Here is a 26,503-nt window from a genome sequence, read left to right on the forward strand (position 1 = left end):
GGGATTTTAAAATCCCAAAAGCCTTTCGACCCCAATTATTTGACTGCTACCCCTTGACAGGTCAAGACAGTATCTACAAAAATCGCGGTAGCTCGACCCGACATGATATTAACCTCAATTTGCTTTACGTACCCAGCCGTTAATAGTAAAGCGGCTATCAGCAAAAGCTTTTGAGGGACAGCTAACTCGCAAAACTTCGTGCATATAGCGACTCAGAAAAAATACTATGCTGTTATTGCGAGGTTCAACAGTTCTGAATGTCTTGTCTGCAACATAAAAATTGTTCTCGATTTTGCTGTCATAAATTTGCAACTCGCCACCGGAAAAAGCCTTGGGTTCTCGATAGAAATAGTAAACGTAAGTAAAAAATCGGCTGGCGGTATCTGGCGAGCCACTGTCGTTGTGAAGTTTATAAAAGTTGTTGTCATTGTGCATGGTTAACTGAGCTTCTATCTCACCAAGCGGAAATGAGGGAATATTTAATTTTTGCAGCACGTCGGGGAGAATTGCTTTGATGCGATTAACCATCAGTTCGGAAAATTCGGGGAACGAGTGGAGTACCATCGAACGGCGGTAATCTTCGGCATTGGTTGAGGTGCTGGTAGTCACAAATTGTGATTCTTTTGCTAAGACATATTTAATGAGTTTGTTTTTTTCAGCAGGTGTCAAAAAGTTGTCTATTTGGGCGTAGCGAGATATTAAGTCGTCATTTACCGGCGGCGCAGGGGCAGGAATTTCTGCGGGAATTTCTGCGGGAATTTCTACAGGAGTTGCAGGCTGCTGCGGTTGCAGTTGCTGCAAGTAAATTGGGGGTTCTGTGACTAATCCGACTAGGTGTTCGCCGGGAAAAGAAAGGGCGGAACGCCCGTCGTCTATGGGGATTTGAAATAAGGGCGAAAAACCGAGTGTTTGTTGAGTGCGATCGACTAATGTTTTGATCAGGCTGTGCAATAATGGTGTATCAGATTTGAGGGTGACGGTGCATTGATGTCCCCCGGTGAGCAGGATTTTGACTTTTATGTCTTGGGGTTTAATTTGTGGTTGAATTGTGCTAGTCATAATTTTTGAAGGACGCAACTGGGAATTTGGTACGACATAACAGTGTTGATTGGTGTCATAGCCTTCCCGATCCCCCCTAACCCCCCTTAAAAAGGGGGGGACAAGAGTGTAAAAGTTCCCCTTGTTAAGGGGGAGACAAGAGTGTCAAAGTCTCCCGTCTTAAGACGGGAAAGGATTCTTCTCAAAGTCCCCCTTCTTAAGGGGGATTTAGGGGGATCGAGACTTAGAGTAAAACCAGAGATACAAATAATTTCCGACTTAAGTTAAGACCAATAAACACTATTGTATCCCTACAATATGGCACACAATTGAAAATTGCTTTAGGTCTTATTCCTAATGCAAGAAGTGGCGGATATCAGTGAAAACCATTGTGATTCCGAGTTGGTTGGCCGCTTCAATGGAATCTCGATCGCGCATACTTCCTCCCGGTTGGACGATCGCAATTATTCCAGCCTCAGCCGCAGTTTTGACTGAATCATCGAAGGGGAAGAAACCGTCACTGGCCAAAATCGCTCCTTTGCTTTTGTCTCCTGCTTGTTCCAATGCTAGTTTAACCGAACCCACGCGATTCATTTGTCCGGCGCCGACACCGATTGTAGTGCGATCGCGCGTCACAACGATCGCATTTGATTTGACGTGTTTCGCTACTTTCCAAGCAAACAGCAATTCTTCCAACTCTGCAGCCGTCGGCTGTTTCTCAGTAACAACCCGCCATTTGCTAGTTTCTTCTACTACATTATCTGAGTCTTGCACCAGCAAACCGCCTGCAATGATTTTAACAGTTTGTGGCGGCCCTTGAGTCAAATCTGGCAAAATTAATACTCGAACTTTTGCCTTTTTCTTGATAATTTCTTCTGCCTCTGGTTCGCACCCCGGCGCGACAATACATTCTAAAAATGTTTGAGTTAACGCCGTTGCGGTAGCAGCATCAATCGGGCGATTGAGGGCGACAATTCCACCGAAAGCTGAGACTGAATCGGTGTCGAAGGCTTTTTGATACGCTTCAGAAATAGTTGTTCCCAAGGCTGTGCCGCAAGGATTTGTATGCTTCAGAATAGCGGCGGCAGGTGTGTCGGGGAATTCTACGATTAGCCGCCTTGCTGCTTCTAAATCTACTAAATTATTGTAGCTTAATTCTTTGCCTTGCAGGATGGTGCTAGTCGTCCAGCCTGTCGGTGTAGTTCCGCTTTGATACCAGGTGGCGGCTTGATGGGGATTTTCGCCGTAGCGGAGAGTTTGCAACTCTTTTCCTGATAAATTAAACTCGTCTGGTAGCGAAGATTTTTCAGCGGATTGGCTGCTGCTGAGATAAGTTGCGATCGCGCGATCGTAGTTGGCTGTATGTTTAAAGGTTTCTAGAGCGCATTTTTGCCGAAACTCTAAGGATGCTTCGCCACCATTTTCCCGCAGTTCTTTTAAATAAGTATTGTACTGTTCTGGGTCGCACAAAACTGTCAAATGAGCGTGGTTTTTGGCGGAAGCTCTCAACATGGCCGGCCCGCCGATATCTATCTGCTCAATGGCGTCGGCTAGAGTAACTCCTGGTTTAGAAATTGTCTCTTCAAATGGATACAGATTGACTACAACTAGATCGATCGCCCGAATTTGATTTGCGGTTAAATCTGCGAGGTCTTCCGGTACGTCGCGGCGTGCTAAAATGCCACCGTGGATTCGTGGGTGAAGTGTTTTGACTCGCCCTCCCAAAATTTCGGGGGAACCAGTATATTCTGCAACTTTGGTGACTGGGATGCCTGCTTCTTTGAGAGCCGTTGCTGTCCCGCCACTACTAATTATGTCAAATTCAAATTCTTCTACTAGACTGCGCGCTAAGTCGATTAGTCCGGTTTTATTGGATGTGCTCAGAAGTGCTAGACGTGCCATTGGTTTGAAGTTGCGATCGCAAAAATAGATAGGTTATATTCTATACCAAATCGGCCCGCAGGGAGATGATTTGGTCATGGCTAATTATGATTATTTTTAATAATCAAAGATGAGTTCGCTTATTTGTGACCATATTTTTTGTCAAATTTATATAATATTTTATACTGACCAGTGGTTTCTAGATATCTAGAACTTGCGCGTGGAACTGATTATTTTGTGAGTGCGAGGGGGATTGAAGCCATATCCAGCTTGCACAGTTCGTGTCGCTACGTAAGTGTCAATGTTGTTGAAATTACTTAATAAAACTTAATAGATAATTATAGGGCGATCGCTCTTGAATTTTAACGATGTTTTATGATGAATTCTAAAAGTAATGTGCTAGCATCGGGTGTAAATTGCTCTCTCCCTAAATTTCCCGAAAAATAGGGCGATCGCCACACATTAATCTAAACAATAATTTGGTAGGGTTAACATATGTTTTTTCAAGAAGCAGATCCAGAAAATAAGCTCAGTAATATTAGCAGGAATCATAAACAAACTGCTCCCAATCTGACTAATAGAACAGGCTACCAACAGATTTCAAAAAAAAGAATCCAGAATTCACCAGAGACCAATATTTCCGAAGCTTATAGTGTTAGTTTGTGCGAATTGCAGCAGATGGAGCGAGCAATGGAACAGCTAAAGCAGGATTTGAAAGCTAGCGAATCTCGGTTTAGGAATGTGATAGAAAAAAATGCCGACGGCATCGCAATCGTTAACAAGCGAGGACTTGTCTGTTTTGCCAACCAGTCAGCAGAAGCGCTGTTTAACTGCACGGCACAGGAACTTTTAGGTCAAGCATTTTTTGGCAATTTAGTAGTAGAAGTTTCAGCTTGCGACCTGGAGATGGCGACGGATATTATTCCCCAAGTTGGAAAAACAGAAGCACCAGGAACTCGCGTCGTGCAAACAGAAGTTGAAGCTATTCGCAAGCAAAAAGCAAATGCTGTAGTAGAAATGCGGGTGGTGGAAACGGAATGGGATGGAGAAATGGCTTATTTAGCTACGCTACGGGACATTACCGATCGCAAGCGCGCAGAAGAAATGCTTTGGTTGTACGATCGAGCTATCGCAGCTACTAGCACCGGAGTTACGATTTCTGACGCCACTGACCCCGAAAATCCAATTATTTATTGCAATCCAGCATTTGAAAGCATGACAGGTTATCGGCGGCAGGAAATTATCGGAAAAAACGGCCGATTTTTGCACGGAAGCGATACGGATCCGGCGGCAGTAGAAATAATTCGCCAAGCCTTGCAAGCAGAAAGCGAATGCAAGGTAATATTAAAGAATTACCGCAAAGACGGAACCGCTTTCTGGAATTGTTTCTCCATATCTCCCGTGCGCGATCGAATGGGCCAATTAACTCATTTTATTGGCGTACAGAGAGACATCACTGAGCGCAAACAAGCCGAAGAAGCCTTGCATAATTCCGAAGCACAAAGCCGAGAACAAGCAGCTCAACTAGCAGCCACACTGGAGCAACTCAAAGCCACTAATTCCCAATTAGTTCAAAGCGAAAAAATGTCTAGTTTGGGATTGCTACTTGCGGGCGTCGCTCACGAAATTAACAACCCAGTCAGCTTCATTTACGGCAATCTCGCTCATCTGACAAATTATACTCAAGACTTGTTTGATCACCTCGAACTCTATCAACAGCACTATCCTAATCCAGTCGCGGAAATTCAAGAGGAAAGAGAAAAAAATGATCTCGATTTTTTAGCTGAAGATTTACCTAAAATACTATCTTCAATGAGCGTTGGTGTCGATCGCATTTGCCAGATTGTGCAGTCGCTGCGGAACTTTTCGCGGCATGACGATTCACAGATGAAACCCGTTAACCTCCACGAAGGTATCGACAGCACGCTGTTAATTCTCAATCACCGTTTGAAAGGGAACGGAGAAAAGCAGCCAATTCAAATTGTAAAACACTACGGAAAATTGCCGACCGTTGAGTGTTTTGCTGGGCCGATCAATCAAGTTTTTATGAATATCCTCAGCAATGCGATCGATGCTTTAGAAGATGCGAACAGTAGGCAAAATTGTCGAGAAATGCTAGAAAATCCCAGCCAGATTATGATTGGTACGGAAGTTGTCGGCAATTTTGTAGAAATTAAAATTGCCGACAACGGGCCGGGAATAACTGAGGAAATCAAACAGCAGATATTCGATACATTTTTTACTACCAAGCCCATTGGCAAAGGCACGGGAATGGGTTTGTCAATTAGCTATCAAATTATTGTAGAAAAACACAAAGGCGAATTATCTTGTAATTCGGAATTGGGGAAGGGCACGGAATTTATTATCAGAATTCCGATCGCACATTAGCGCGGAATGTGCAATCTGCACCTTACCAACTTGATATATAGGCAAGCAAGCGAGCGGGATGCTCGCACTCCTACAAAACGAGAAAAATCGTTTTTTCTCGTTCCCAGACTCTGGCTGGGAACGCATACTTAAAGGCTCTGCCTCCCCATTCTAGAAACAATTTCAGGGTGTTTTTCTGCTCACTTTACCCGCATAAATAGGGAATTAAAAAACCTCCGCACCCTCCAACTTCTTAAAAGTTTCAACCTTAGCCCTCGCCGCTTCGCCGCAAGTCTTCGGCGTCGGAAACATCTTCCCAGGATTCGCCAAACCTTTCGGATTAAACACCTGACGCACCCACTGCATCGTCTCCAAATCTACCTCCGAAAACATATCCGGCATAAAACACTTCTTGTCAGCACCGATGCCGTGTTCCCCCGAAAGACTTCCCCCAACTTTCACACAAAGCCTGAGAATTTCCCCCCCCAATTCTTCCACTTTTTCCAGCGCACCTTTTACCGAGTTATCGTACAGAATCAGCGGGTGCAAATTCCCATCTCCCGCGTGAAATACATTGGCAATTCGATAACCGTATTTCTCGCTCAAGCCCTCAATTTCTTTCAAAACATAAGCCATTTGCGTTCGTGGAATTACGCCGTCTTGCACGTAATAATCCGGGCTGAGATGACCCGCCGCCGCAAAAGCAGCTTTCCGCCCTTTCCAAATTTTTAGGCGCGTTTCCGGGTCAGTTGCCGTGGTGATATTTCGCGCTCCGTTATGCTTGCAAATATCAGCAATCCGCTGTTTGTTTGTGGCAACTTCCACTTCTAAACCGTCGATTTCTACCAGGAGAATTGCCGCCGCATCGCGGGGATAACATCCAGTTGCCACCACATCTTCCACAGCATTGATGCTGATGTTATCCATGATTTCCATGCCGCCGGGAATAATGCCAGCGCTGATAATATCGGAAACTGATTCGCCCGCTGCTTCTATACTGGAAAAATCCGCTAGGAGAACGCAAATTGATTCCGGCGCTTTGAGAATTCGCAAAGTAACTTCTGTGGCGATTCCTAAAGTGCCTTCGGAACCGACAAATACACCAGTTAAATCGTAACCGGGCATTTCGGGAATTTCGCCACCGACATCGACAATAGAACCGTCGGGAAGTACCAATTTTAATCCTAAAACGTGATTCGTTGTGACTCCGTATTTGAGGCAGTGAACGCCACCAGAATTTTCGGCAACGTTGCCGCCAATCGAACAAATAATTTGACTGGAAGGATCGGGCGCGTAGTAGAAACCGGCGCCGCTAACTGCTTGCGTTACCCAGTTATTAATTACTCCCGGTTGCACGACTACTTGCTGATTTTCTAAGTCTACTTTTAGGATTTTTCGCATCAGGGCAGTGACAATCAGCACGCAGTTTTCTACAGGCAAAGCGCCGCCGGAAAGGCCGGTTCCTGCGCCTCTAGCCACCCAGGGAATTGAGTTGCGATCGCATATTTTGACCAATTGCGCCACTTCCTCCGTAGTTCGAGGCAATACCACCACGGCGGGGCGCTGGCGGTAGCTGGCGAGTCCGTCGCACTCATAGACAATCAATTCTTCGCGACGCTGCACTACGCCATTTTTGCCGACTACAGCCTCGAATTCTTTAATAACGGGTTTCCAGTTGCGTTCTGTTTCTACGGCTATCATTAGTGATTTTTATTAGGGAACTATCAATAATATTGTTGCAAATTTTACTAAGTTTAGCCAATTATTTTTCTAAGGGTTGCAATATTGACACAGGGAAGGATCGGCAGTCTCTCGACCGTCGGGAAATAGTTTTTCTTTAGTATAACCGCAGTTTTTGCATTTATAGATTGCCGATCGCGCTAGCTGAGTCGGAAAATAGCAAAGTTCGCAGGGCAATCCGATTTTCGTCTCAGCTATATCGAATCCCGGCCAAGCGCACTCCGGGCAGAATTGCTTGAATTTTTTAACTAAATCGAGAGTTGCATTTTCGATGTTTTTCATCCGAGTTGGATTGTACATCGCCCGCATATCTGTTTCGATGTGAACTCGACCGGTTGACGATTTTTTTAAGCCTGCTGTCACAGCATCAAAAAGTTGTTTTTCTGTCCTAATGCCCTTGAGAATTTCGCCGTTACCGATGGCAGCGTCGCCAACTATAACCACCAGTGCGTGTTCGGGAAATCCAGCTTTTTTCGCAAAATCCTCTGCTTCTTTTATACTGGAAACTAACTGGTGACTGTAGTTAGTTTCAACGGAGAAAGAGTCCCCAATTAATTCTAAATTGTTGGCTCGATCTAATAAAATTACGATTTCTCTGTTCGCTGGCAGATACGGCATCATTGGATGAGGGCCGAAAGTACCTTCGCTGGCAAAGGCAAGAGTTTCGCCCGCAATTTCTAGGGCTTTTTGTGCTTTCTGGCGTGCTGCTTCTATTTGTGTTCCTAAGCGTTTAACTTCTCTGGTGAAGGTGCCGAAACTGTCTGTGTCAAGTGCCGCAGGTACTAGGATATTTACGCCTAATTCTCGTTCCAAAACGGGAGCCATCACCCGTTCTTTTTGGTGCATGGTAGCAAGAACTGCAGTGCGATCGCTCAATAATTGATTGGGATTCACAGGCTCAGAAATATTAGACATACAGCAGCATTATTTTAGGAAAAAAAACTCACATACACCCTTTCCACCGCCCCACAACCGATAGAAACCCTGACTTAACTTCCGAATATAAATTTTAGAACTCAGTTAAATATCCGTGATATTCACCTGTGGACTTAATTTAAAATTCTCCAATCGTCAATCTAAAATCTAAAATCTAAAATCTAAAATCGTATTAGTTGCCTCCAGTCACTCCCCCAGCTTGACCTCTGAGTACAAAAATTACTCCCGTCATAATTAGCGCCACGCCTACCAACCGCAGCGGCGGCAAAGGCTCGTGAAATATCAGTTTGCCACCTAAAACAGTAAATAGGTAACTAATTGACAGTAAAGGCGAGACTATGCTAAGGTTTGCCCGCGACAAAACTACAATAAAGCCGATCGAAGAAATTGCATACAAAGAAAGACCAGTTACTATCAACGGCTGAGTAGCCATTGCTATAATTTTTTCTATTAAATTAGCAGCGCCAATGGGCCCTAATATTTTAGCTCCTGCCTTCAGACTAAATTGACCTGCGACGCCGCACAATATTGCAGCAAGCAATAACAAAAACACGCTTCTATTCATAAATTTACTAACCTATAGTACAATCAAAAATTGCCGTTCCCAAAAACCTGAAAAACTTTAATTAAGTTTGGCTAGGTTTTATTCACCACTAATATTTTAAGCAGAGATACGGGAAAATCAAGTATGGTCGATCGCGATCGAGAGTGGAACAAATATATGGCAGAGCAGACCAACCCAAGCGGAGAATATACTCTAGAACTATCGATAGTCATGCCTTGTCTGAACGAAGCAGAAACTTTAGAAATCTGCATCGAGAAGGCACAGAAGTCCCTGCGCGAACTTGATATTGCCGGCGAGGTAATCATAGCAGACAACGGCAGCACTGACGGTTCTCAAGCTATCGCTACCAGAATGGGAGCGAGAGTCGTGCCCGTAGCAGCCAAAGGCTACGGCAGCGCCCTCATGGGAGGCATCATCGCAGCGCGCGGAGTTTATATTATCATGGGCGATGCTGACGACAGCTACAATTTTTCCAACCTCGGCTTTTTTGTCAACAAATTGCGAGAAGGTTTCGACTTAGTAATGGGAAACCGCTTTCAAGGGGGCATCAAACCGGGTGCAATGCCGCCGCTGCACAAATATTTAGGAAATCCGGTGCTGACATGGGTTGGGCGGCTATTCTTTGCAAGTCCCGTCGGCGATTTTCACTGCGGACTCAGGGGTTTTAGGAGAGACTCAATTTTGAAACTCGACTTGCAAACAACGGGGATGGAATTTGCTAGCGAAATGGTGGTCAAGGCCTCTGTATACAAGCTGCGGATAACTGAAATCCCAACCGTACTTTCTCCCGACGGCCGCAGCCGTCCGCCGCACTTGCGAACTTGGCGAGATGGCTGGCGGCACCTCCGCTTTTTGCTGCTTTACAGTCCTCGGTGGCTGTTTTTGTATCCGGGTACTGCGCTGATGATTTGGGGTCTAATTGTTAGCATTTGGCTGTTGCCCGGTACTCAAAAGATTGGTAGTATCAGCTTTGATGTACACACGCTGCTTTATGGTGCGATCGCAATTATCATCGGTTTTCAAGCAGTAACTTTCGCTTTTTTCACCAAAATTTTCGCCATCAGCGAGAAATTCCTGCCCGAAGACCCTAAACTCAACAAAATATTTCGCTATTTCACCCTAGAGACAGGATTGATTGTCGGAGTCACGCTGATTTTAATCGGAATAGTTGGCTCGTTCTTGTCATTAACTATCTGGAGCGAAACGGCTTTCGGGACTCTCGACCCTTCTAAAACTCTGCGTTTGGTTATTCCCTCGCTCACTTGCCTGACTGTCGGTTTGCAGATGGTTTTGTCAAGCTTTTTTCTCAGCGTGCTGAGCTTGAAGCGTAGGTGATAACATTAAAGTTACTGCCAACATTCCTCAAAACTAAATCGCAATGCAGGGGAAGCTCAGGGCGATCGGAATGCAGGCAATATGGGGGCGATCGCACATTTATTCACTGCTTTTTACGTGATGTTCAACATAAGAACGCAGCACAGCGTTCATTAGAGATTGATAGCCTTTTCCTTGGCTTTTAAACCAATCTAATACATCGCTATCAACTCTTAAAGAAATAGCTTGTTTTGTCAGTGGTGTTACGAGTTTTGCTTTTTCCCAAAAATTCGCATCTAATTCAGGAATATCAGAGGTATCGATTGCAGATTCTGGAATATTCTCTAATTCTTCAAGTCGTTTGCGCGAGATAGTCATAGTAGGTATTTTTTTCTTGACGAGTGGCTTTTCTTGCAGAGATGATGCGGATAGCTCCATTTCTTTCAGTATGCGCTACGGTGACGATAACGACACCTTGTATGGCACCAATACTGATTTCTCGGATTTCTCCGTAGTCAAAACGCTCATCAATGGCATTAAAAACGATTCCGTCAAAGATTTCTTGAGCTTCTTCAAAGCTAATGCCATGTTTTTTGAGGTTTTGGGCGTTTTTATTTTCATCCCATTCAAACTGCATGATTGTGTATATACAAAACGTATATACTTATAAGATAGCATAACCGGATCGCGCTTTGGGAAGATAAGGGCGATCGCACTTCCTTCGATCCTAAATTGCTATAATGACAATCAGCTAAAAAGTCTCCACATAAGGCCTATGTCTACTTATAGCGAGGTACTGAGTCAGGTTCTAAGACTTGCACCAGATGAGCAACTGCGACTCATCTCTAAATTATTAGTATATGTTCGTCACCGGGTTCAGGCTAAACCTAGGCGGAGCATTTTAGAATTAGAAGGGTTGGGTGAAGAAATTTGGAATGGAATTGATGCTCAAGAGTATGTGAATCAGGAACGAGATTCATGGAATGGATAGCTCAGTTACAGATACAACCGTACTAAAGTTGCTATTATTTATTGATAATCCTACAGACTAGGAGATTAAGATGCAAGTCAAAGACATGACAGTTGACCAATTGCGGGACTTAATTCGGCATACCGTGGAACAGTGTTTAGAAGAATATTTGGGCGATCCTGATGCAGGTTTAGAAGTTAAGGAAGAAGTCAAGCTGAAATTGTTAGAGTCAATGAAGCGCAAACAAGCAGGAGAAAGTAGCGTCGAACCTGGGGAAGTTTCTCAAAAACTCGGCATTAAATCGTAATGAGCTATTCGGTTGAGTTGACAGCAGAAGCTCTGGTTAACCAAGAAAGATTGACCCTGGCTGTGCAGGAGCGTATAGGTAATAAAATCAATTGGTTGGCTGAAAATTTTGAACAAATTACTCCTATGCCGTTGTCGGCTAATCTGGCAGTTTTCTTTAAGTTAAGAGTGGGTGATTATCGGGTAATTTATTCTTTTGATGATGATTTAAATGTGATTACTATTCACCAGATTGGACACAGGAGAGAAATTTATGATTAACTGAAGTGCGATCGCGCTTTGGGAAAATTAAGGGCGATCGTATTTCCCCGAATCCAGAATTGAGATATAATAAATAACAAGCAAAAAAATCAACGAAATTTAGTGTAAGTTAAGATAGCTTATGTGGACTATTGAACAGATAGAAAATGCGATTCTCCAACTTCCGCCCAACAAGATTGGAGAGTTGTTAGAGTGGTTTCTAAAGTTGGATTACCAACGATGGGATGTTCAGTTAGAGAAAGATATTGCTGAGGGGAAACTGGATGCTTTAGCAGCCGAGGCGAACGCAGATTGTGAGAGTGGTAATTATCGAGCGATTTAATGCACTATACGAAGGAGAAAGTTTTGGGATTGTTACAATGCTTTGCCATCAAATGTACAAGCTACAGCAGATCAGTGTTATGAGTTGCTGAAGGCAGATCCGTCTCATCCTTCTCTGCATTTTAAGAAGGTTGGTAAGTATTTGTATTTAAGGGCCGGACAAGCTTATCGGGCGTTGGGTATTGAAATTAAAACAGGTATTTTTTGGTTTTGGATTGGTACTCACGCAGAGTACGATCGGCTGATTGGTAAATAAGGGCGCTGGTAAAAAATCCAGGTTGCGATCGCCTACCTGATGACTTAAAATAGAAGAGACATATAGCTCTGTGGTCAAAATGGACAGAATCTCCGTCAACCCTCAAATTCACTTCGGTAAGCCTTGCATAATGGGTACGCGCATTACTGTACAGAGCGTTCTCGAATTACTAAATGAAGGGCTTTCTTTTGGAGAAATTATCCGAGACTACTATCCAGATTTGGAAATGGATGATATTCGAGCGTGTTTGCGTTATGCGATCGCACTGGTGGCGGCTGAAGATGTGCATTTGGCCTTAGCTTAAATTATGAAATTTCTGATTGATCAAGATGTATATGCTGTCACCACAAAGTTTTTGATTGATGCAGGACATGATGTAATTGTTGTCGCTCAAATGGGTTTAACGCAAGCAAGTGATGAAGAAATACTGAGAGTAGCCCAAGCAGAAAATCGCATCCTGGTTACGCGAGACAGAGATTACGGAAATCTTGTTTTTGTGAGGGCGATCGGAACAGGTGTGATTTACCTTCGAGTCTTACCTAAAATGGTGAATGAAGTTCACAAGGAACTAGCAGGAGTTATAGAAAATTACTCTGAAGCAGAACTAAAAGGGGCATTTGTGGTTGTAGAACCCGATGGACATCGGTTTAGAAAACCGCTTATATAGGGTGTTAATTAGTTTGGTGTTGGAAAGCAAAGGGCGATCGTACTTTAGGAAGAAAAGGGCGATCGCGCTTTAGGAAGATAAGGGCGATCGCCTGTGATTCTATTTCAACTACGCAAACATCAAGCGACCTTTCGGTTGAGGAATAGGGCGACCCAGTGCGTTAGCCGTTTCTATCCACTCCTGCATCATAATTTCTAGATTTTGCAGTGCTTCTTGATAATTTTCCCCATCCGCAGCACATCCCGGCAATTCTGGTACTTCTGCAATAAATGCCTGGTCTTCCTCACTCCAGTAAATGATGACTTCGTACTTCATTAGGGAATTTCACCTTACTCAAAAAGGTCGCTAGGGTTCCTGTCCTAATTCTTTGCAAAACTCTAGATAATCATCGATGGAGTTGTGGAATTCTTGGCGAGCTTCTTCAATAGTTTGTGCCTTAAAAGTCACTACGTCATTAATATCGAGGACTCGCCCGAAAATAATTTCCGCTTCTAAATCTACTTCAATGCTAGCACTGTAACCTTTGTAAGTCATCATGGTTGTAATACTTCTTCCTTTTAACAAAACTCTAAATAATCATTCCTAATCACTGACATATTCGATACTCCAATCGTCTTCTGAGATCCCAACTGCTTCTAGAAAACGACGACAAAATTTTCTATGATCCTTCGCAGGTTTGTGTAAATTAACCCAATATCCATTTGTTAACTTCTGCCATTCATTTCCATCACTATTTTTATCCGGGCGATTCTCTTGGAAATGAGGTTTAAGTAAATTTCTAGCCTTTTCAAAGCGATCCGATCTATTTTTAATCACCCACTCACAGCATTGAATTGTAACTTGTCGCCAGGTTTGCTTAGGAAGTGGAATTTCGTCACCACAGATTTTAATCAAGCTTGGCTTACCGGATGTGCGAGTAGGAAATACTTCATGTTCTCCAAGAGATGGCCAAATTTCGATAAACTTAATGCTGAGAAAATTAGCTCGTTCGAGAATAGCTTTTTCATCCCATCGGTTAATAATTTGAGAAAAATAGTCACTATTAATTCGCAAAGCGTGTTCAGCCAGTTTTTGCTTTTTCACCAGAAATGATGAATTAGAAAGTTGTGAATTCCACTCAGGAGTAACTAAAGTTAAATTCCCCAAGGTATGTAAATAATCTCGGTAGATTTGTTGAAATTCACCTCCAAGTTCATTCTCCCAATCTTCGCTTGACGTTTGTGGCAAAATATGCTCAATAGTTGATTTTTGATCAAGGACAGTAAACCCACCTTTTCCCTTAGACAAGTGGCGATTAATTGTTTCTATAACAAGACATATTTTGTGAGTGTTTTTCTCATAAAGTTGACGGCTTTTAATTGATTGTCTAACATCATTATCATTAGGATATTGCTTGGCAATCAAAACTTTTTGCAAAGCTTCTGGCAAAGTGATTTCTTCATCTTCATTTTTCATTGCTTCTACATCTTTCCAAATGGAGGGGAACATTTTATTAAGATAGTTTGTTTGTTTTCCACAAATATACCGACGAACCAAATAATTTTCTAGTGATTTTAAGCATTCGATAAACTCCTCACGATCAATCTTTTGAGATTTATACTCATTATAGAGCGTTAATAAAAACGGATAAGCAGTAGAAAGGTCGAAAGTATTGAGGCGCAATAATACTATTTTAATATTTTCGTTGTCTTCATTGTCAGGTCGCAGTAGTTTGTCATAATATTCAGCAAATTTTAGGAGATTAGCAATTTCTAGGACAAATGCTTGGTCATCTAATTTTTTACAATAATCACGAAATCGTGCATAAATATGGGATTCGGCACAAAGATTTCTCGTTTCCATTGCTAAATAATGCCGAAGAAAAGCCGTTAATTCACCCATCCCTGATTTCCCAACTATTCGTTTTTCTTGCAATAATCCCTCAATTTTTTCCCAATATTTAGTAAAAGCATTTTCTTGCTGAGATGTTGGTAACATCATCGCCATATAGTTGCGGACTAAATCTGCCTGAGTTAACGGTTTGCCTTTGGCATTCAGACTTTCAAAAATATGATAAGGATTTTCATCTTTATTAAGTTCTATGAAAACAAGTTGAAAACAGTTCTGTAATACTGTAAAAAACTTACCAATATCTAGTTCACCTTCTTTAACTTTAGATTCGATTTCGGGAAGAAAATAATTATAAGCTTTAGGTATGCCAGATTCAGTAAATTGCTTATAATTTCCTTCTAAAATAATCGCTTGATAAGCTTGGCGATCGCCATATTTATTGGTTGGTAAAAGTTTAAAATAAACATCACCTTCGCCTTCTTCATCTGAATTGACTACAAATTTATTGATTTTCTTAGCAAGCTTTTGATCGGTGGGCTTGATAATATCCCGCAAAACAAGAAATAGTAAGGATAAGGTTGTCAAACGTTGCTGGCCATCAACCAAGTTAAAAGCTGTCATTATGCCGCGTGTTCCATCATTGATGACTACCAGAGATCCTATAAAATGTTCTGGTTCTTTTTCGGGATCGTATTCATCATAAATTGCGATCGCATCCTTTAATAACACTTCCCATTCAGTTTTTTCCCAACTATATTGGCGTTGAAAGTGGGGCATAACATAATGAATTTCACCACCGGAACTGAAAACTTTGGCAATTTTCCAACTATCTGCTTTCATTGCCAATCACTCCAAATATATCTAAAGATTTGTTCGTCACTTAAGCCACAGGTATCGCTACCAAGTGGAATATTCTAATCATAGTCAAGAGGCAGGCCCAAAAGCCTGCCCCAAACTATCCTACTCTACCCCCTCAATCCGGTCTTCCACCTCCTGATAAAGTTCACGCAGACGATCCAAATTGTTCTCCGAAGTCTCCCAATAACCCCGGCCATTCACCTCAAGCAAAGTGCTGACAATCTTGCGGAAAGAATGAGGATTTAAGTTAAGCAAACGCTTCTGCATCTCCTCATCTTGGATAAACGTAGTGTTGACATCCTCATACACCCAATTATCCACAGCGCCCGCCGTCGCACTCCATCCAGTTGTATTCACCAGACGCTTAGAAATCTCCCGCACGCCTTCATAGCCGTGCGACAACATCCCCTCGTACCACTTCGGATTCAGCAGCTTAGTCCGCGAATCTAAACGCACGGTTTCTGATAGCGTCCGCACCTGCGCGTTGGCTGTGGTGGTATCAGCAACAAAGGATGCTGGTTTCTTCCCATCTGCGCGCAAACTGCCGATCAATTTAGTCGGATCAGAGTCGAAATAGTGCGACACGTCGGTTAGGGAAATCTCGGCAGAATCTAAGTTTTGGAAGGTGACTTCAGCAGTTTTCAAGGATGATTCAAAAATCTGCCGATCTTGTTCCATTGTTCCCGGATTGTCGGAAGAAAAGGCGAAGGATTTGCGAGTTAAGTACATTTCCTGCAACTCGGCTTCGCTTTCCCAAGTGCTGTTTTCCACCGCCAAGTTGACGTTAGATGAATAGGAACCAGAAGCATTGGAAAATACGCGGGTTGCTGCTTGTCGCAGGTTAATTCCCATTTCTTCCGCTTGCTTCAGGGCGTGTTTGCGAACGAAGTTCATCTCTAACGGTTCGTCGGCTTCCGCTGCCATTTTCACGGCTTTATCTAACAAATTCATTTGGTTGATGAACAAGTCGCGGAATACGCCGGAACAGTTAATTACTACGTCGATCCGAGGGCGTCCCAACTCTTCTAAAGAAAGCAATTCGAGTTTGTTTACCCGGCCCAATGCGTCGGGTACTGGCTTCACTCCCACCATCCACATTACTTGGGCGAGGGATTCGCCGTATGTCTTGATGTTGTCGGTTCCCCACAACACAACGGCGATCGTCTCTGGGTAATTTCCGCCGTTATCAACGCGCTGTCTTTCTAACAGCCGATCGACTACAACCTTAGCAGACTTAATCGCCCCTGTGGTGGGGATTGACTGCGGGTCCAAAGCGTGCATATTCTTCCCAGTCGGCAAAACATCCGGGTTGCGAATCGGATCGCCGCCTGGGCCAGGGATAATGTATTCGCCTTCTAGGGCGCGCAACAAAGCGCCTAATTCGTTATCGGCACAAACTTGCTGCAAGCAGAATTCCAGATACTCAAACAGCGGTTTAATCAGTTCTGGATCGACCTTTTTATAACCGGCGGCGTGCAGCGCATCAATCCAAGGTGTTTTCTTGCCCATGTTGAAGAAATTCAACTTAGAAACCAGGGAAACTCTACCCTCAGCATCGGTTTGTTCCTTCACCAAAGCGCTAACAGCATCGCGACAGGCTAAGGTGATGTTTTGCAACAATTCAACATCTGCTAAAATGCCTTTGTCGTTGTTGGTGTAGATATCGTCAATATTCCGATCGAGACTTTGAGCAATAATCCGCGACAAACTGATTAATCCGTCTTCTTCCCGGTCTAAATTGGCAATGTTAACCAAAGTTGCGATCGCCTCTTCAGCAGTCGGTGGCTTACCGATCACGTGCAAACCGCAAGGTAACAACCGCGACTCAATCTCCATCAACTTGCGGTAAACCAAGCCAACTAAATTATCCCGTTCCTCGGCAGTCATATCCGCAGCAACCCCTCGTTCTTGTTCGGGAGGTAACGCGATATCCTTATCCAAATTCACCAAACGGCATTTTTCGACGATCGCATCCACAATCGGCACACCGCGCCCAGTCTCTTTCAAAGTTTGATAAGAAGCAATTAACTCGCTGAGTTCCTGCAAACCTTTGTACAACCCAGCATTTTCAGCCGGAGGAGTCAGATAACTGATTGTTTCAGCATAACTGCGGCGCTTAGCAATTGTTGCCTCACTCGGATTATTAGCAGCGTAATAATAGAGGTTAGGAATCTTGCCGATCAAACTGTCAGGATAACAATCGACAGACATTCCCATCTGCTTACCGGGCATGAATTCTAGCGAACCATGAGTGCCAAAGTGCAGCACCGCATCCGCACCCCAAATGCGCTCCAAATATGTATAGTAAGCAGCAAAACCGTGGTGCGGGCTAGCAGAACGAGAGAATAACAACCGCATCGGATCGCCTTCGTATCCAAAAGTAGGTTGCACTCCGATAAACACATTGCCAAAATGTTTGCCAAAAATCAGCAAATTTTGTCCGTCGCTGTTCAAATGTCCCGGAGGCGGCCCCCAATTTTCTTGCAACCGTTCCGAGTAAGGAGTGAATTCTTCGTATTCAGCTACGGACATCCGGTAAGCAATATTTAATTCGGGACTTTGGTATTGGGCTGTTGCGTCGTGGATGACTTCTTGCATCAGTTTCTCGGCGGAATCCGGCAATTCTGGCAAGTCGTAACCGTTACCTTTTAAGGCTTTCAATACTTCGTAAATCGAGCCGAAAACGTCCAAGTAAGCGGCTGTTCCGACGTTGCCTTTGTCTGGCGGAAAACTGAAAACTGTGATCGCAACTTTTTTATCTAATTTTGGTTTGCGGCGCAGCATTGCCCATTTCATGGCGCGCTGGGAAATGGCTTCGATTCTATCTTGCAGGGCGATCGCCTTGCCAGTTGCGCCATCGCGTCCCGACACAATAATCGGTTCGATCGCACCATCCAACTCAGGAATCGCAACTTGCAGGGCAACTTGAATCGGGTGCAAGCCTAAATCGCTATCTTCCCATTCTTCTGTCGTTTGGAAAACCAGCGGCAAAGCCACCATGTAAGGGCAGTTTAGCTTTTTCAAAGTCTCGATCGCCTTCGGGTGATCTTGTTTCGCCGGGCCGCCCACCAAAGCAAAACCAGTCAGAGAAACCACCGCATCAACAATCGGCAGAGGTGTCACACCTTTTGCCCCGACTTCCAAGAAAAAAGTTTCCACTGGTTTCGAGAAGTCCAAACCGCCGGCAAAAATCGGTACAACTCGCGCCCCCATTGCCTCCAATTCCTGCACCATTGCTACATAGTGCGCGTCATCTCCGGTGACTAAGTGAGTGCGTTGCAACACTAAACCAATGCAAGGTGCGAGGGGATCTTTGAGATCCGCAGAAATATCTGTACGGGCATTAAACCAGGTCAGATATGCTTTTACATCTTCAAACATCGACGATGCCAAAGGATGCCAAATTCCCATGTCTGGGTAGACAACAGGTTCTTGGAAAGTAGGCTGTGACTGGCCTTTGAAGACATATTTATGTGACAGCATCAGCAAGAAGTTTTCCAAGTTTTCTTGGGAACCCCCCAGCCAATACTGGAAACTCAGCATGAAGTTGCGGGCATCTTGGGCTTTGTCGATGGGCAAATATTTCAGCACTTTCGGCAAAGTTTGCAGCAGTTTCAGCATTCCGTCTTGGAAGGAACTCCCGGATTTTTCCTTCCGTTTTTTCATGAATTCGCCGATCGCACTTTTGCTTTGTCCCAACTGTGCCATCGAGAAACTGCCCATTTTATTGAGGCGCATCACCCCTGGCATTGACGGGAAGACGACGGCGACATCCAAGCTGTCGCGCAGCGGTTCCACTGCCGCTACCACTTTTTCTGCCAAATCTTCGATGAAAATTAGAGAAGCAATAAATACATTGGCATCCGCCACATCCCGCTTGAAGGCTTCGTAATTTTCCGGGCTGCGAAGTTCCTCGATCAGGTAGCCGCTGATTTCTATTGCCAAATTCGGATTTTTCTGGTTTATCGATCGAACCGCTGCCGACAGGGCGCTTTGATACTGCGGTTCCAGTACGACATAGACCACCTTCATGAGCGATCGCCCCTGCAAGTTTTCCGGCACGACGTGGCGAATGGTGGGCTTGACGTGAGTGAACATCCGGTTAGGCTCCTTTAAGATGCTGTTTTCGGGAATCGGGAATTTTTTTATCCCATAAGCATTTTTACCAGAAAACGCTTGCCATTAGGCGATTTGAGCCTGCACATGACACAATTCGACAAATTTAGGTCAACTTTTCGTTACATTTTTTTATAAATTCCTTGAGCAAATACTCCAATTTTTATTTACAAAAATTTACTTGACTTTATTGAAAATATGTGTATACGATTAATTATTAGGATAAAAATAATTTAAAATTAACAAAAAATTGAGAAAAAAATCCTGAAAAAAGTTCCCACTTTTGTAGAATTGATCACACTTGCGATAGAGCAATTAACTGAGGGGAAAAAGGTATAATTTTTGAAGGCAGAATGTAGCCTTCGGATAATTGCTGAGTCACAAAAAGTGATATTTGCCAGGAACTTAAAACCATTTTATAACGTCCGTTTGGTGTAAATTCCTGATCGGCGCTCCAGTTCATCGAAAACTAATGAATATTCACGATCAAACTCATCAAAACTTTAGGGGAAAAACATGGCTAACTACGCAATTTTCGACGAACAATTCTACCTGGCTTCATATCCTTGGGTCAAACCAGCCATTGACGCCGGAGTCATCTCATCTGGGAGAGAACACTTTGAAAAATTTGGTCAAGCCGGCAGTCTAACCAAAGTATCGCGTTATTTTGACGAAAATGCTTACCTTGCTGGGAATCAAGACCTCGCAGCCTTTGTCCGCACAGTCAACCCAAACGCACCTTTTGCTACAGGCCTCGATCACTTTATCCAGTTCGGTTACGATGAAGGACAGCGCCGCGCCCAAGTATCACCCGAATACAACGAAAGCTTTTATTTAGCAAACAACTCTGAACTCCAACCGTTTATTCAAAACGGAACTTTCAAATCAGGCTACCAGCATTTCATTCAATTCGGGGCAAAAGAAGGTCGGTTTGGGACTTCATTTTTTGAACCGGAATACTTAAAAGAAAACCCCGACATCGTGCCGTTTGTCAACTCTGGAAACTTGAAAACAGGGCGCGAACACTTTTTCAATTTTGGACAATTTGAGCCTGCCCGCGACGCGACTTTTGTCGGCACCCGTACCAACGATGTTTTAACTGGTGTGGGCGTGGGCGATGTCGAACTTGTGGGAGTGGAAGTAGGTATTGATCCCCAAGGCAATCGGCAGTATGAAAGCTTTGGCACAAATGAATTCGATGTCCTGATTGGTGGTCCGGGAGCTGATAGATTCGTACTCGGAGTTCCTGCTACAGCCGGGAATGTCACCCCGACACCGCTGTATTTGGGTAACGGTCAAGCTACCATTCGCAACTTCGACATAGAAAACGATTTTATCCAACTGCAAGGAACTTCTTTAAACGGCTACAGCCTGACTCCGGTTGGTAGCAATTTGTCAATCCAGCGTTTTGGAGACGTGCTAGGCGTGATTGAAGGAGGAGCAAGCTTGGGTTTAAGCTTCCAAGAATCTAACGGTAATGGTACTTTCTTGATTGGATAGTCATTGGTCACTGGTCATTAGTCATTGGTCATTAGTCATTAGTCATTAGTCATTAGTTATTAGCTAATGCTGATGATTAATGATTTTTTATTGATGGTGAGCGATGGTTTTATAAAAAAGTACGATCGCACTTTACTTTAAACAGCCAACTATGAATTACGATATCTTCGACGAACAATACTACCTTTCGCAATATCCGTGGCTGAAACCAGCCATTGATGCAGGCATCATCAAATCTGGAAGAGAACACTTTGAAAAATTTGGTCAAGCCGCCGGCCTCACAAAAATATCGCGGTATTTTGACGAAGAAACTTACCTTGAGGGAAATCCAGAGCTTAAACCCTTTGTCCGCACTCCTAACAATCCAAATGCGCCTTTTGCTACAGGCTTAGATCACTTTATCCAATACGGTTACGAAGAAGGTCGCACTCGCGTATCGCCTGAGTATGACGAAGCGTTTTATGTAGCAACTAACCGAGATTTGCAGCCGTTTATTCAGAATGGAACGTTTAAAAATGGCTACCAGCATTTCATTCAATTCGGGGTAAAAGACGGTCGGTTGCCTACTTCTTTCTTTGAACCACAATTCTTCAATAACGAGGCCGCTGGGCTGATCATATCTGGAACCTTGAAAACCCCTCGCGAATACTATTTCAAGGTTGGGCAATTCGATCCGACCGGTCGGCCGGTGACTTTTGTCGGAACTTCCGGCAATGACATCCTCACTGGTTTAGGGGTGGGGAAGGTCGAATTAATTGGAGTTGAAGTAGAAGCCCCTAGGGGCCTTCGACGGTATGAAAGTGACGGCAGCAATGAATTCGATACTCTAATTGGCGGTAGCGGTCGCGATACATTCGTGCTCGGCGACTTGTCAGAGTTGCCACTAGGCACGATGGGGGGCTTGTCGAACCTCCAACAGTTCTACATCGGGCCGGGTTTTGCGACAATTCGGAACTTTACCCAAGGTCAGGATAATATTCAGCTAGTAAGGACTTCCTTAGAGGAATTATTGGTGTTTCCCATTAACAATAATCGAGATTTAGCTATTCAAACCAACGGCTTGCCCGTCGTTAAAAATGGAGTTACAGAAATTAGTAGCTTTGACACGCTGGCTGTTATTGAAGGTGGCGGAAATCTCAAGTTGAATCCATTACCAGACTCTAGTTTTTTTAGAGCTTTACTTGGGTAGAAATATCGAAGGTATTCAGGATTTGCCTGATTGCTGCTGGGGAGTGCGATCGCACTTTCCTATGCCAACAACTCGCATTCCGCGATCGCACTTTACGTTCTCCAATAAAAAACGATGAATTACGACATCTTTATAGAGCTTAAATGAGATTTGACTGACAATTGGAAAAAATCACCCGATCAGGTAATTGTCTCAGTTCTGGATTATTGATAAATTGCATAAACAGCTCATTAAAGCCGCAGTAGGAAAACATGGCTAGTTACGCAATTTTTGACGAAAAATACTACCTTGCTCAATATCCTTGGGTGAAACCAGCCATTGATGCAGGAGTTATCCAATCTGGAAAAGAACACTTTGAAAAATTCGGTCAAGCCGGGGGCTTAACTAAAGTATCGCGATATTTTGACGAAGCTACTTACCTTGCGGGCAACCCCGACATCGCTACCTTAGTCCGCACCCCCAACAACCCAAATGCGCCTTTTGCGACCGGGCTAGACCACTTTATCCAGTTCGGTTACGAAGAAGGTCGCACTCGCGTATCCGCTGAGTATGACGAAGCGTTTTATGTAGCAAATAACCGACAGTTGCAGCCGTTTATTCAGAATGGAACTTTTAAAAATGGCTACCAGCATTTCATTGAATTCGGCATCAAAGACGGTCAGTTTGGGACTTCTTTATTGGAACCGGAATACTTACAAAAAAACCTCGACATTCTGCCGTTTGTAGAATCGGGAGCCTTGAAAACTGGTCGCGAACATTACGTCAATTTCGGCAAAAACGAGCCAAATCGGTCTGCTACTTTTGTCGGAACTTCCGGGAATGACATCCTGACTGGTTCCGGGATGGGGAAAGTTGAATTAATTGGAGTTGAAGTAGGTTTAGGTACAGGTAATGGCTTTGGTTCCGGTAGAAATTATGAAAGTGACGGCAACAATGAATTCGATACTCTCCTTGGCGGTAGTGGCCGCGATACATTTGTACTTGGTACACCTTTAGTAGGCAGTAAGGGGAACCCGGCCGGAATCGCACAGTTCTACATCGGGTCGGGTTTTGCTACTATTCGGAACTTTACCCAAGGTCAGGACAGCATCCAGCTAGCAGGGTATGATTTAGAGCAATTCTTGATTGTTCCGATCAACAATAATCGAGATTTAGCTATCCAAACGAACGGCTTTCCCACGGATTTTCAAAATGGAGTTACTCAAGTTAGTCGCTTTGACACGATCGCGGTTATTGAAGGTGGCGGAAATCTCAAGTTGAATCTATTACCAGAATCGCCTTTTGCCACACTTTTAATTGGATAGAATTATCGCACCTATTCGGGAGTGGCATTGGTGTGCTGTTGGTACGATCGCACTTTCAAAAAATGGGCGATCGCACTTGCCTATTCCGGCAACTCGCCGAAGCGATCGCGATATTGAGCTACCAATTCTTCAGCCGTCAAATACCTACTACCTCGTTCGTCAAACCAGTACAAAACCTCCAACGGTGTTTCCCCATCGCTGTAACGACCTCGACCAATGCCTAAACCCACTTCCGGCATCCAGAAAGGTTCACCAATTTGCTGTTCGTACTCGCCATTTACCAAACGATAAACTTCAAACGGTTGATGTTGGTCTCGTCGCCAGTAGTAGGGATTGTAAATCACATAGTACAGCACGCCCAACCGGGCATAAATATCAATTTTTTTATCGTATTCACCGCCGTAAGTTTGAGAAACAATCTCTAGGGCAAAAATCGGGGGAATATTATTTTCTTCCCACAGGACGTAACTAAGGCGCAAAGTATCGCCTTTGAATCTTTCGACACCCAAACTCAAGAAGCCGTCAGGAACAATTGGAACCAGATGACTTACTCACGTCGTGTGATAAACTCCCATATCCACGGCAAAAAACCAGTCGTTCCGCTGCAGCCAGTGAAATTTGAGCAAGAATAACAGTAAGTTGGGAAGAAAGTTTTGATTTTCGTTATCCACAGGAGTATCATCCGAAGAAGGAAGTTCCGCGCTAGTTGGCAAACGCATTTCTCGATCGAATAGTACCATGATAGGAAAAGGGCAAATTTATTCATTAATTGTACCCTCCAGAAACCGGGTTTCTCGAATAAACCCGGTTTCTAAGTTTTTAATATATTATATCTGGCAAAAGTCAAATTCACCCCCCTTAGTCCCCCCTTATTAAGGGGGGAAACAAGAATAATCTTGCCCCCTCCCCTTACTAAGGGGAGGGTTGGGGTGGGGTGCATTGTATTTTGGCAATAGTTCTAATGCCGATCGCGCGCTAGCTTCAAAACCTCAACCGCATCTTTGTGGCCCTCCGAAGACGCCCAAATTAAGGCAGTCCAAGTATTATTATCATACGCTTTGATATCAGCTCCTTTATCGATTAAAAATTCCACAACTTGAGTGCGCCCGCTACCTGCAGCACTCATCAAAGCCGTCAAACCAAAATTAGTTTTAGCATTCACATCCGCCCCCGCCTCCAGCAAAAGCTGTACAATCTCCGTATGTCCGGCAGCAGCGGCACTCATTAACGGCGTCCACCCGTCATTATCCTGACTGTTGACATCCGCACCAGCCGCCAGCAATTTGTTGACGATCGCCGAATTGCCAGCCTCAGCCCCAGTCGTCAAAGCCGTCGCACCTTCCTCATCTTTAGCATTGATATCTGCACGCTGTTCGATCGCACTTTCTACAGCCGCCATATCACCCGTCTTGACGGCATTAATTAAATCTGTCATAAAATCTCCGTTGCATCCTTTCAAATCTTAAATCCTATGGCAGTAGATATTTTAATCCTCTCCAACGGCCCCGGAGAATTGGCAACTTGGGTGCGTCCCGCCGTGCAAGCTTTGCGCGAGCAATTGGGGAATGTGGGCACTCAAGCGCGCATCTCTGTGGTGCTGTCCCCCTGTCCGCACGCCACCGGGAAAGAAGCACAAATCGCATCTTCCTACCCAGAAGTTGACAGAGTGCAAGCACCGGAGCATTTTTTTCCATTCTTATTATCCGGCAAAACTGCTGAAAATTGGGATTGGTATGAAACAGGAGTTGTTTTGTTTTTAGGCGGCGATCAATTTTTTACGGTTGTTATTGGCAAAAGGCTAAAATATCGCACTGTTATTTATGCTGAATGGGACGCGCGGTGGTATCGCTGGATTGATAAATTTGCGGCGATGAAACCGGAAGTTTTTGCTAAAATTCCCCAAAAATATGCTAATAAATTTACAGTTGTTGGAGATTTAATTGCGGAAGTAGCTCGTTCCCAGGCTATGCCTGGAAACGCATATCCAGAGGCTCTGCCTCGTACAAAAATAGAATTAATTGGATTGTTGCCCGGTTCTAAAGCGGCTAAATTAGCTTTAGGTGTACCGTTATGTTTGTCGATCGCCCAATCCATCCATCGCCTTCGCCCTGAAACTCGCTTTGTAATTCCCGTTGCTCCTACCATAGATGTGCAAACTTTAGCACGTTTTGCCGACCCGGAACAAAATCCTTGCCTGAATTTATTTGAGAACGCTAGCGCCGAACTTCAGTTAACAGAACGACCGTTTTTGCAGACAGCAAATAACTTACAAATAGAACTTTGGACGCAGACACCCGCCTACGATTTGCTATCAGAATGCAGCCTGTGTTTAACTACTGTGGGAGCGAATACTGCCGAATTGGGTTCGTTAGCCGTACCGATGATTGTTTTGATTCCGACGCAGCAATTGGATGCGATGAAAGCTTGGGATGGTTTGCCGGGATTGCTGGCCAATTTGCCGTTAGTCGGTTCAGTTTTTGCGACGGTGATTAATTGGCTAATCTGGCAATTGGGAAAGGGAAAGCTTTATGCTTGGCCGAATATTTGGGCACGGGAAGAGATTGTGCCGGAGTTGATTGGGAATCTGGAAGCGGAAGTAATTGCTCAATTGGCGATCGACTATTTGAGCCATCCTGATAAATTAGCACAAATGGGCGATCGTTTGCGTGCGGTTCGAGGAGAATCGGGGGCGGCGAAAAAAATTGCTGAATTGGTTTGTGAAGAAATTGAGGTGCAATAATCAATAAAACCTCGTAGGGGCGGGTTCACCACAAATCTCTGACGGTAATTCATCATTTAAATAAACCCGCCCCCACCCAACGGTAAATCTCAATCTGCATTATTCCCGTATTTTATAAATAAAATAGGAAATAATTTGATTTGTATCGTAGGGGCGGGTTCACCACAAATCTCTGACGGTAATTCACGATCTAAATAAACCCGCCCCCCCAACTCAATCTGCATTATTCCAGTATTTTATAAATAAAATAGGAAATAATTTGATTTTTATCGTAGGGGCGGGTTCACCACAAATCTCTGACGGTAATTCACGATCTAAATAAACCCGCCCCCCCAACTCAATCT

The 26,503-nt window shown here is 44.0% G+C and carries 27 protein-coding genes; 13 read left to right on the top strand and 14 right to left on the bottom strand.

Translation table 11 applies throughout. The features are described 5' to 3' along the window. Nucleotides 1-114: 114 nt before the first annotated feature. Together QUB26_RS15905 and purH are read right to left on the bottom strand one after the other, a co-directional pair. The gene (locus tag QUB26_RS15905; protein ID WP_333242856.1) at nt 115-1,059 is read right to left on the bottom strand and encodes a 2OG-Fe(II) oxygenase; all 945 of its coding nucleotides are present in this window, start codon (nt 1,057-1,059) and stop codon (nt 115-117) included. A gap of 333 nt (nt 1,060-1,392) precedes the next feature. After that, on the bottom strand, nt 1,393-2,940 hold the full coding sequence (gene purH / locus QUB26_RS15910) for a bifunctional phosphoribosylaminoimidazolecarboxamide formyltransferase/IMP cyclohydrolase (RefSeq protein ID WP_333242853.1): 1,548 nt from the start codon (nt 2,938-2,940) through the stop codon (nt 1,393-1,395). 474 nt (nt 2,941-3,414) lie between these two features. Here purH and QUB26_RS15915 point away from each other — a divergent pair, with 474 nt between their 5' ends. Further along, nucleotides 3,415-5,307 (top strand): PAS domain S-box protein, encoded by a 1,893-nt coding sequence (locus tag QUB26_RS15915; protein WP_333242850.1) that lies wholly within the window; start codon nt 3,415-3,417, stop codon nt 5,305-5,307. Between the two features lie 204 nt (nt 5,308-5,511). On the opposite strand, the gene glcD is transcribed toward QUB26_RS15915, so the two are convergent. From glcD to QUB26_RS15930, 3 genes are all read right to left on the bottom strand, one after another. After that, the gene (gene glcD / locus QUB26_RS15920; protein WP_333212363.1) at nt 5,512-6,987 is read right to left on the bottom strand and encodes a glycolate oxidase subunit GlcD; all 1,476 of its coding nucleotides are present in this window, start codon (nt 6,985-6,987) and stop codon (nt 5,512-5,514) included. Between the two features lie 69 nt (nt 6,988-7,056). Then, a complete protein-coding gene (locus QUB26_RS15925) occupies nt 7,057-7,941 on the bottom strand; it encodes a DUF6671 family protein (RefSeq protein WP_333242847.1) in 885 nt (294 codons plus the stop codon). Between the two features lie 193 nt (nt 7,942-8,134). Beyond that, entirely contained in the window at nt 8,135-8,527 is a 393-nt protein-coding gene (locus QUB26_RS15930) for a transporter (protein ID WP_333054053.1), read from the bottom strand. Between the two features lie 123 nt (nt 8,528-8,650). Between QUB26_RS15930 and QUB26_RS15935 the strand changes: the two genes are divergently transcribed. After that, nucleotides 8,651-9,862 carry a glycosyltransferase family 2 protein gene (locus QUB26_RS15935; protein WP_333318741.1) on the top strand — a complete coding sequence of 404 codons (1,212 nt, stop codon included), beginning with the start codon at nt 8,651-8,653 and terminating at the stop codon, nt 9,860-9,862. Between the two features lie 99 nt (nt 9,863-9,961). Here QUB26_RS15935 and QUB26_RS15940 read toward each other — a convergent pair whose 3' ends face one another. Both QUB26_RS15940 and QUB26_RS15945 read right to left on the bottom strand, forming a co-directional pair. Beyond that, entirely contained in the window at nt 9,962-10,219 is a 258-nt protein-coding gene (locus tag QUB26_RS15940; protein ID WP_333227602.1) for a BrnA antitoxin family protein, read from the bottom strand. After that, nucleotides 10,194-10,478 (bottom strand): BrnT family toxin, encoded by a 285-nt coding sequence (locus tag QUB26_RS15945; RefSeq protein ID WP_332945908.1) that lies wholly within the window; start codon nt 10,476-10,478, stop codon nt 10,194-10,196. The genes QUB26_RS15940 and QUB26_RS15945 overlap by 26 nt, the downstream gene beginning before the upstream one ends. 138 nt (nt 10,479-10,616) lie before the next feature. On the opposite strand from QUB26_RS15945, the gene QUB26_RS15950 reads away from it, so the two are divergent. The 7 genes from QUB26_RS15950 to QUB26_RS15980 all read left to right on the top strand — a co-directional run bounded on the left by QUB26_RS15950 (nt 10,617) and on the right by QUB26_RS15980 (nt 12,622). Further along, nucleotides 10,617-10,832 (top strand): hypothetical protein, encoded by a 216-nt coding sequence (locus tag QUB26_RS15950; RefSeq protein WP_333242841.1) that lies wholly within the window; start codon nt 10,617-10,619, stop codon nt 10,830-10,832. Between the two features lie 70 nt (nt 10,833-10,902). Beyond that, nucleotides 10,903-11,118 carry a hypothetical protein gene (locus tag QUB26_RS15955; RefSeq protein WP_333242838.1) on the top strand — a complete coding sequence of 72 codons (216 nt, stop codon included), beginning with the start codon at nt 10,903-10,905 and terminating at the stop codon, nt 11,116-11,118. Next, nucleotides 11,118-11,378, top strand: a complete 261-nt coding sequence (locus tag QUB26_RS15960; RefSeq protein WP_333242834.1) for a type II toxin-antitoxin system RelE/ParE family toxin — start codon at nt 11,118-11,120, stop codon at nt 11,376-11,378. The genes QUB26_RS15955 and QUB26_RS15960 overlap by 1 nt, the downstream gene beginning before the upstream one ends. A gap of 121 nt (nt 11,379-11,499) precedes the next feature. Then, entirely contained in the window at nt 11,500-11,700 is a 201-nt protein-coding gene (locus QUB26_RS15965) for a hypothetical protein (RefSeq protein ID WP_333242831.1), read from the top strand. 42 nt (nt 11,701-11,742) lie between these two features. Further along, nucleotides 11,743-11,955 (top strand): hypothetical protein, encoded by a 213-nt coding sequence (locus QUB26_RS15970; RefSeq protein WP_333242828.1) that lies wholly within the window; start codon nt 11,743-11,745, stop codon nt 11,953-11,955. Nucleotides 11,956-12,034: 79 nt separating this feature from the next. Next, complete coding sequence (locus QUB26_RS15975) at nt 12,035-12,259, top strand: DUF433 domain-containing protein (RefSeq protein WP_333031785.1); 225 nt, start codon at nt 12,035-12,037, stop codon at nt 12,257-12,259. Between the two features lie 3 nt (nt 12,260-12,262). Then, nucleotides 12,263-12,622 (top strand): DUF5615 family PIN-like protein, encoded by a 360-nt coding sequence (locus QUB26_RS15980; protein ID WP_333242826.1) that lies wholly within the window; start codon nt 12,263-12,265, stop codon nt 12,620-12,622. Between the two features lie 108 nt (nt 12,623-12,730). Here QUB26_RS15980 and QUB26_RS15985 read toward each other — a convergent pair whose 3' ends face one another. The 4 genes from QUB26_RS15985 to QUB26_RS16000 form a co-directional block, all read right to left on the bottom strand. Further along, complete coding sequence (locus tag QUB26_RS15985; protein ID WP_333242823.1) at nt 12,731-12,937, bottom strand: type II toxin-antitoxin system HicB family antitoxin; 207 nt, start codon at nt 12,935-12,937, stop codon at nt 12,731-12,733. Between the two features lie 30 nt (nt 12,938-12,967). Beyond that, complete coding sequence (locus tag QUB26_RS15990) at nt 12,968-13,159, bottom strand: type II toxin-antitoxin system HicB family antitoxin (RefSeq protein ID WP_333242820.1); 192 nt, start codon at nt 13,157-13,159, stop codon at nt 12,968-12,970. Nucleotides 13,160-13,204: 45 nt separating this feature from the next. Continuing rightward, a complete protein-coding gene (locus QUB26_RS15995) occupies nt 13,205-15,292 on the bottom strand; it encodes a DUF262 domain-containing HNH endonuclease family protein (protein ID WP_333242818.1) in 2,088 nt (695 codons plus the stop codon). A 120-nt stretch (nt 15,293-15,412) separates the two neighbouring features. Continuing rightward, on the bottom strand, nt 15,413-19,408 hold the full coding sequence (locus QUB26_RS16000) for a magnesium chelatase subunit H (protein ID WP_333242814.1): 3,996 nt from the start codon (nt 19,406-19,408) through the stop codon (nt 15,413-15,415). A gap of 534 nt (nt 19,409-19,942) precedes the next feature. Between QUB26_RS16000 and QUB26_RS16005 the strand changes: the two genes are divergently transcribed. The 3 genes from QUB26_RS16005 (at nt 19,943) to QUB26_RS16015 (ending at nt 23,419) form a co-directional block, all read left to right on the top strand. After that, nucleotides 19,943-20,926, top strand: coding sequence for a calcium-binding protein (locus QUB26_RS16005; RefSeq protein WP_333242811.1), 984 nt, complete (start codon nt 19,943-19,945; stop codon nt 20,924-20,926). A 151-nt stretch (nt 20,927-21,077) separates the two neighbouring features. Beyond that, on the top strand, nt 21,078-22,115 hold the full coding sequence (locus QUB26_RS16010; RefSeq protein ID WP_333212321.1) for a calcium-binding protein: 1,038 nt from the start codon (nt 21,078-21,080) through the stop codon (nt 22,113-22,115). Nucleotides 22,116-22,366: 251 nt separating this feature from the next. After that, complete coding sequence (locus QUB26_RS16015) at nt 22,367-23,419, top strand: calcium-binding protein (RefSeq protein WP_333242808.1); 1,053 nt, start codon at nt 22,367-22,369, stop codon at nt 23,417-23,419. An 80-nt stretch (nt 23,420-23,499) separates the two neighbouring features. Here the strand turns inward: QUB26_RS16015 and QUB26_RS16020 are convergent, their stop codons facing one another. From QUB26_RS16020 to QUB26_RS16030, 3 genes are all read right to left on the bottom strand, one after another. After that, nucleotides 23,500-23,961 (bottom strand): Uma2 family endonuclease, encoded by a 462-nt coding sequence (locus QUB26_RS16020; protein ID WP_333054093.1) that lies wholly within the window; start codon nt 23,959-23,961, stop codon nt 23,500-23,502. Between the two features lie 9 nt (nt 23,962-23,970). Continuing rightward, a complete protein-coding gene (locus QUB26_RS16025) occupies nt 23,971-24,159 on the bottom strand; it encodes a hypothetical protein (RefSeq protein ID WP_333054079.1) in 189 nt (62 codons plus the stop codon). Between the two features lie 218 nt (nt 24,160-24,377). Further along, nucleotides 24,378-24,854, bottom strand: a complete 477-nt coding sequence (locus QUB26_RS16030; RefSeq protein ID WP_333242805.1) for an ankyrin repeat domain-containing protein — start codon at nt 24,852-24,854, stop codon at nt 24,378-24,380. Nucleotides 24,855-24,890: 36 nt separating this feature from the next. Between QUB26_RS16030 and QUB26_RS16035 the strand changes: the two genes are divergently transcribed. Next, complete coding sequence (locus QUB26_RS16035) at nt 24,891-26,159, top strand: lipid-A-disaccharide synthase (RefSeq protein ID WP_333242802.1); 1,269 nt, start codon at nt 24,891-24,893, stop codon at nt 26,157-26,159. The last annotated feature ends 344 nt before the right edge of the window (nt 26,160-26,503 follow it).

Origin of the sequence: Microcoleus sp. B4-C1, assembly GCF_036705285.1 — a bacterium.
Lineage (GTDB): Bacteria > Cyanobacteriota > Cyanobacteriia > Cyanobacteriales > Microcoleaceae > Microcoleus.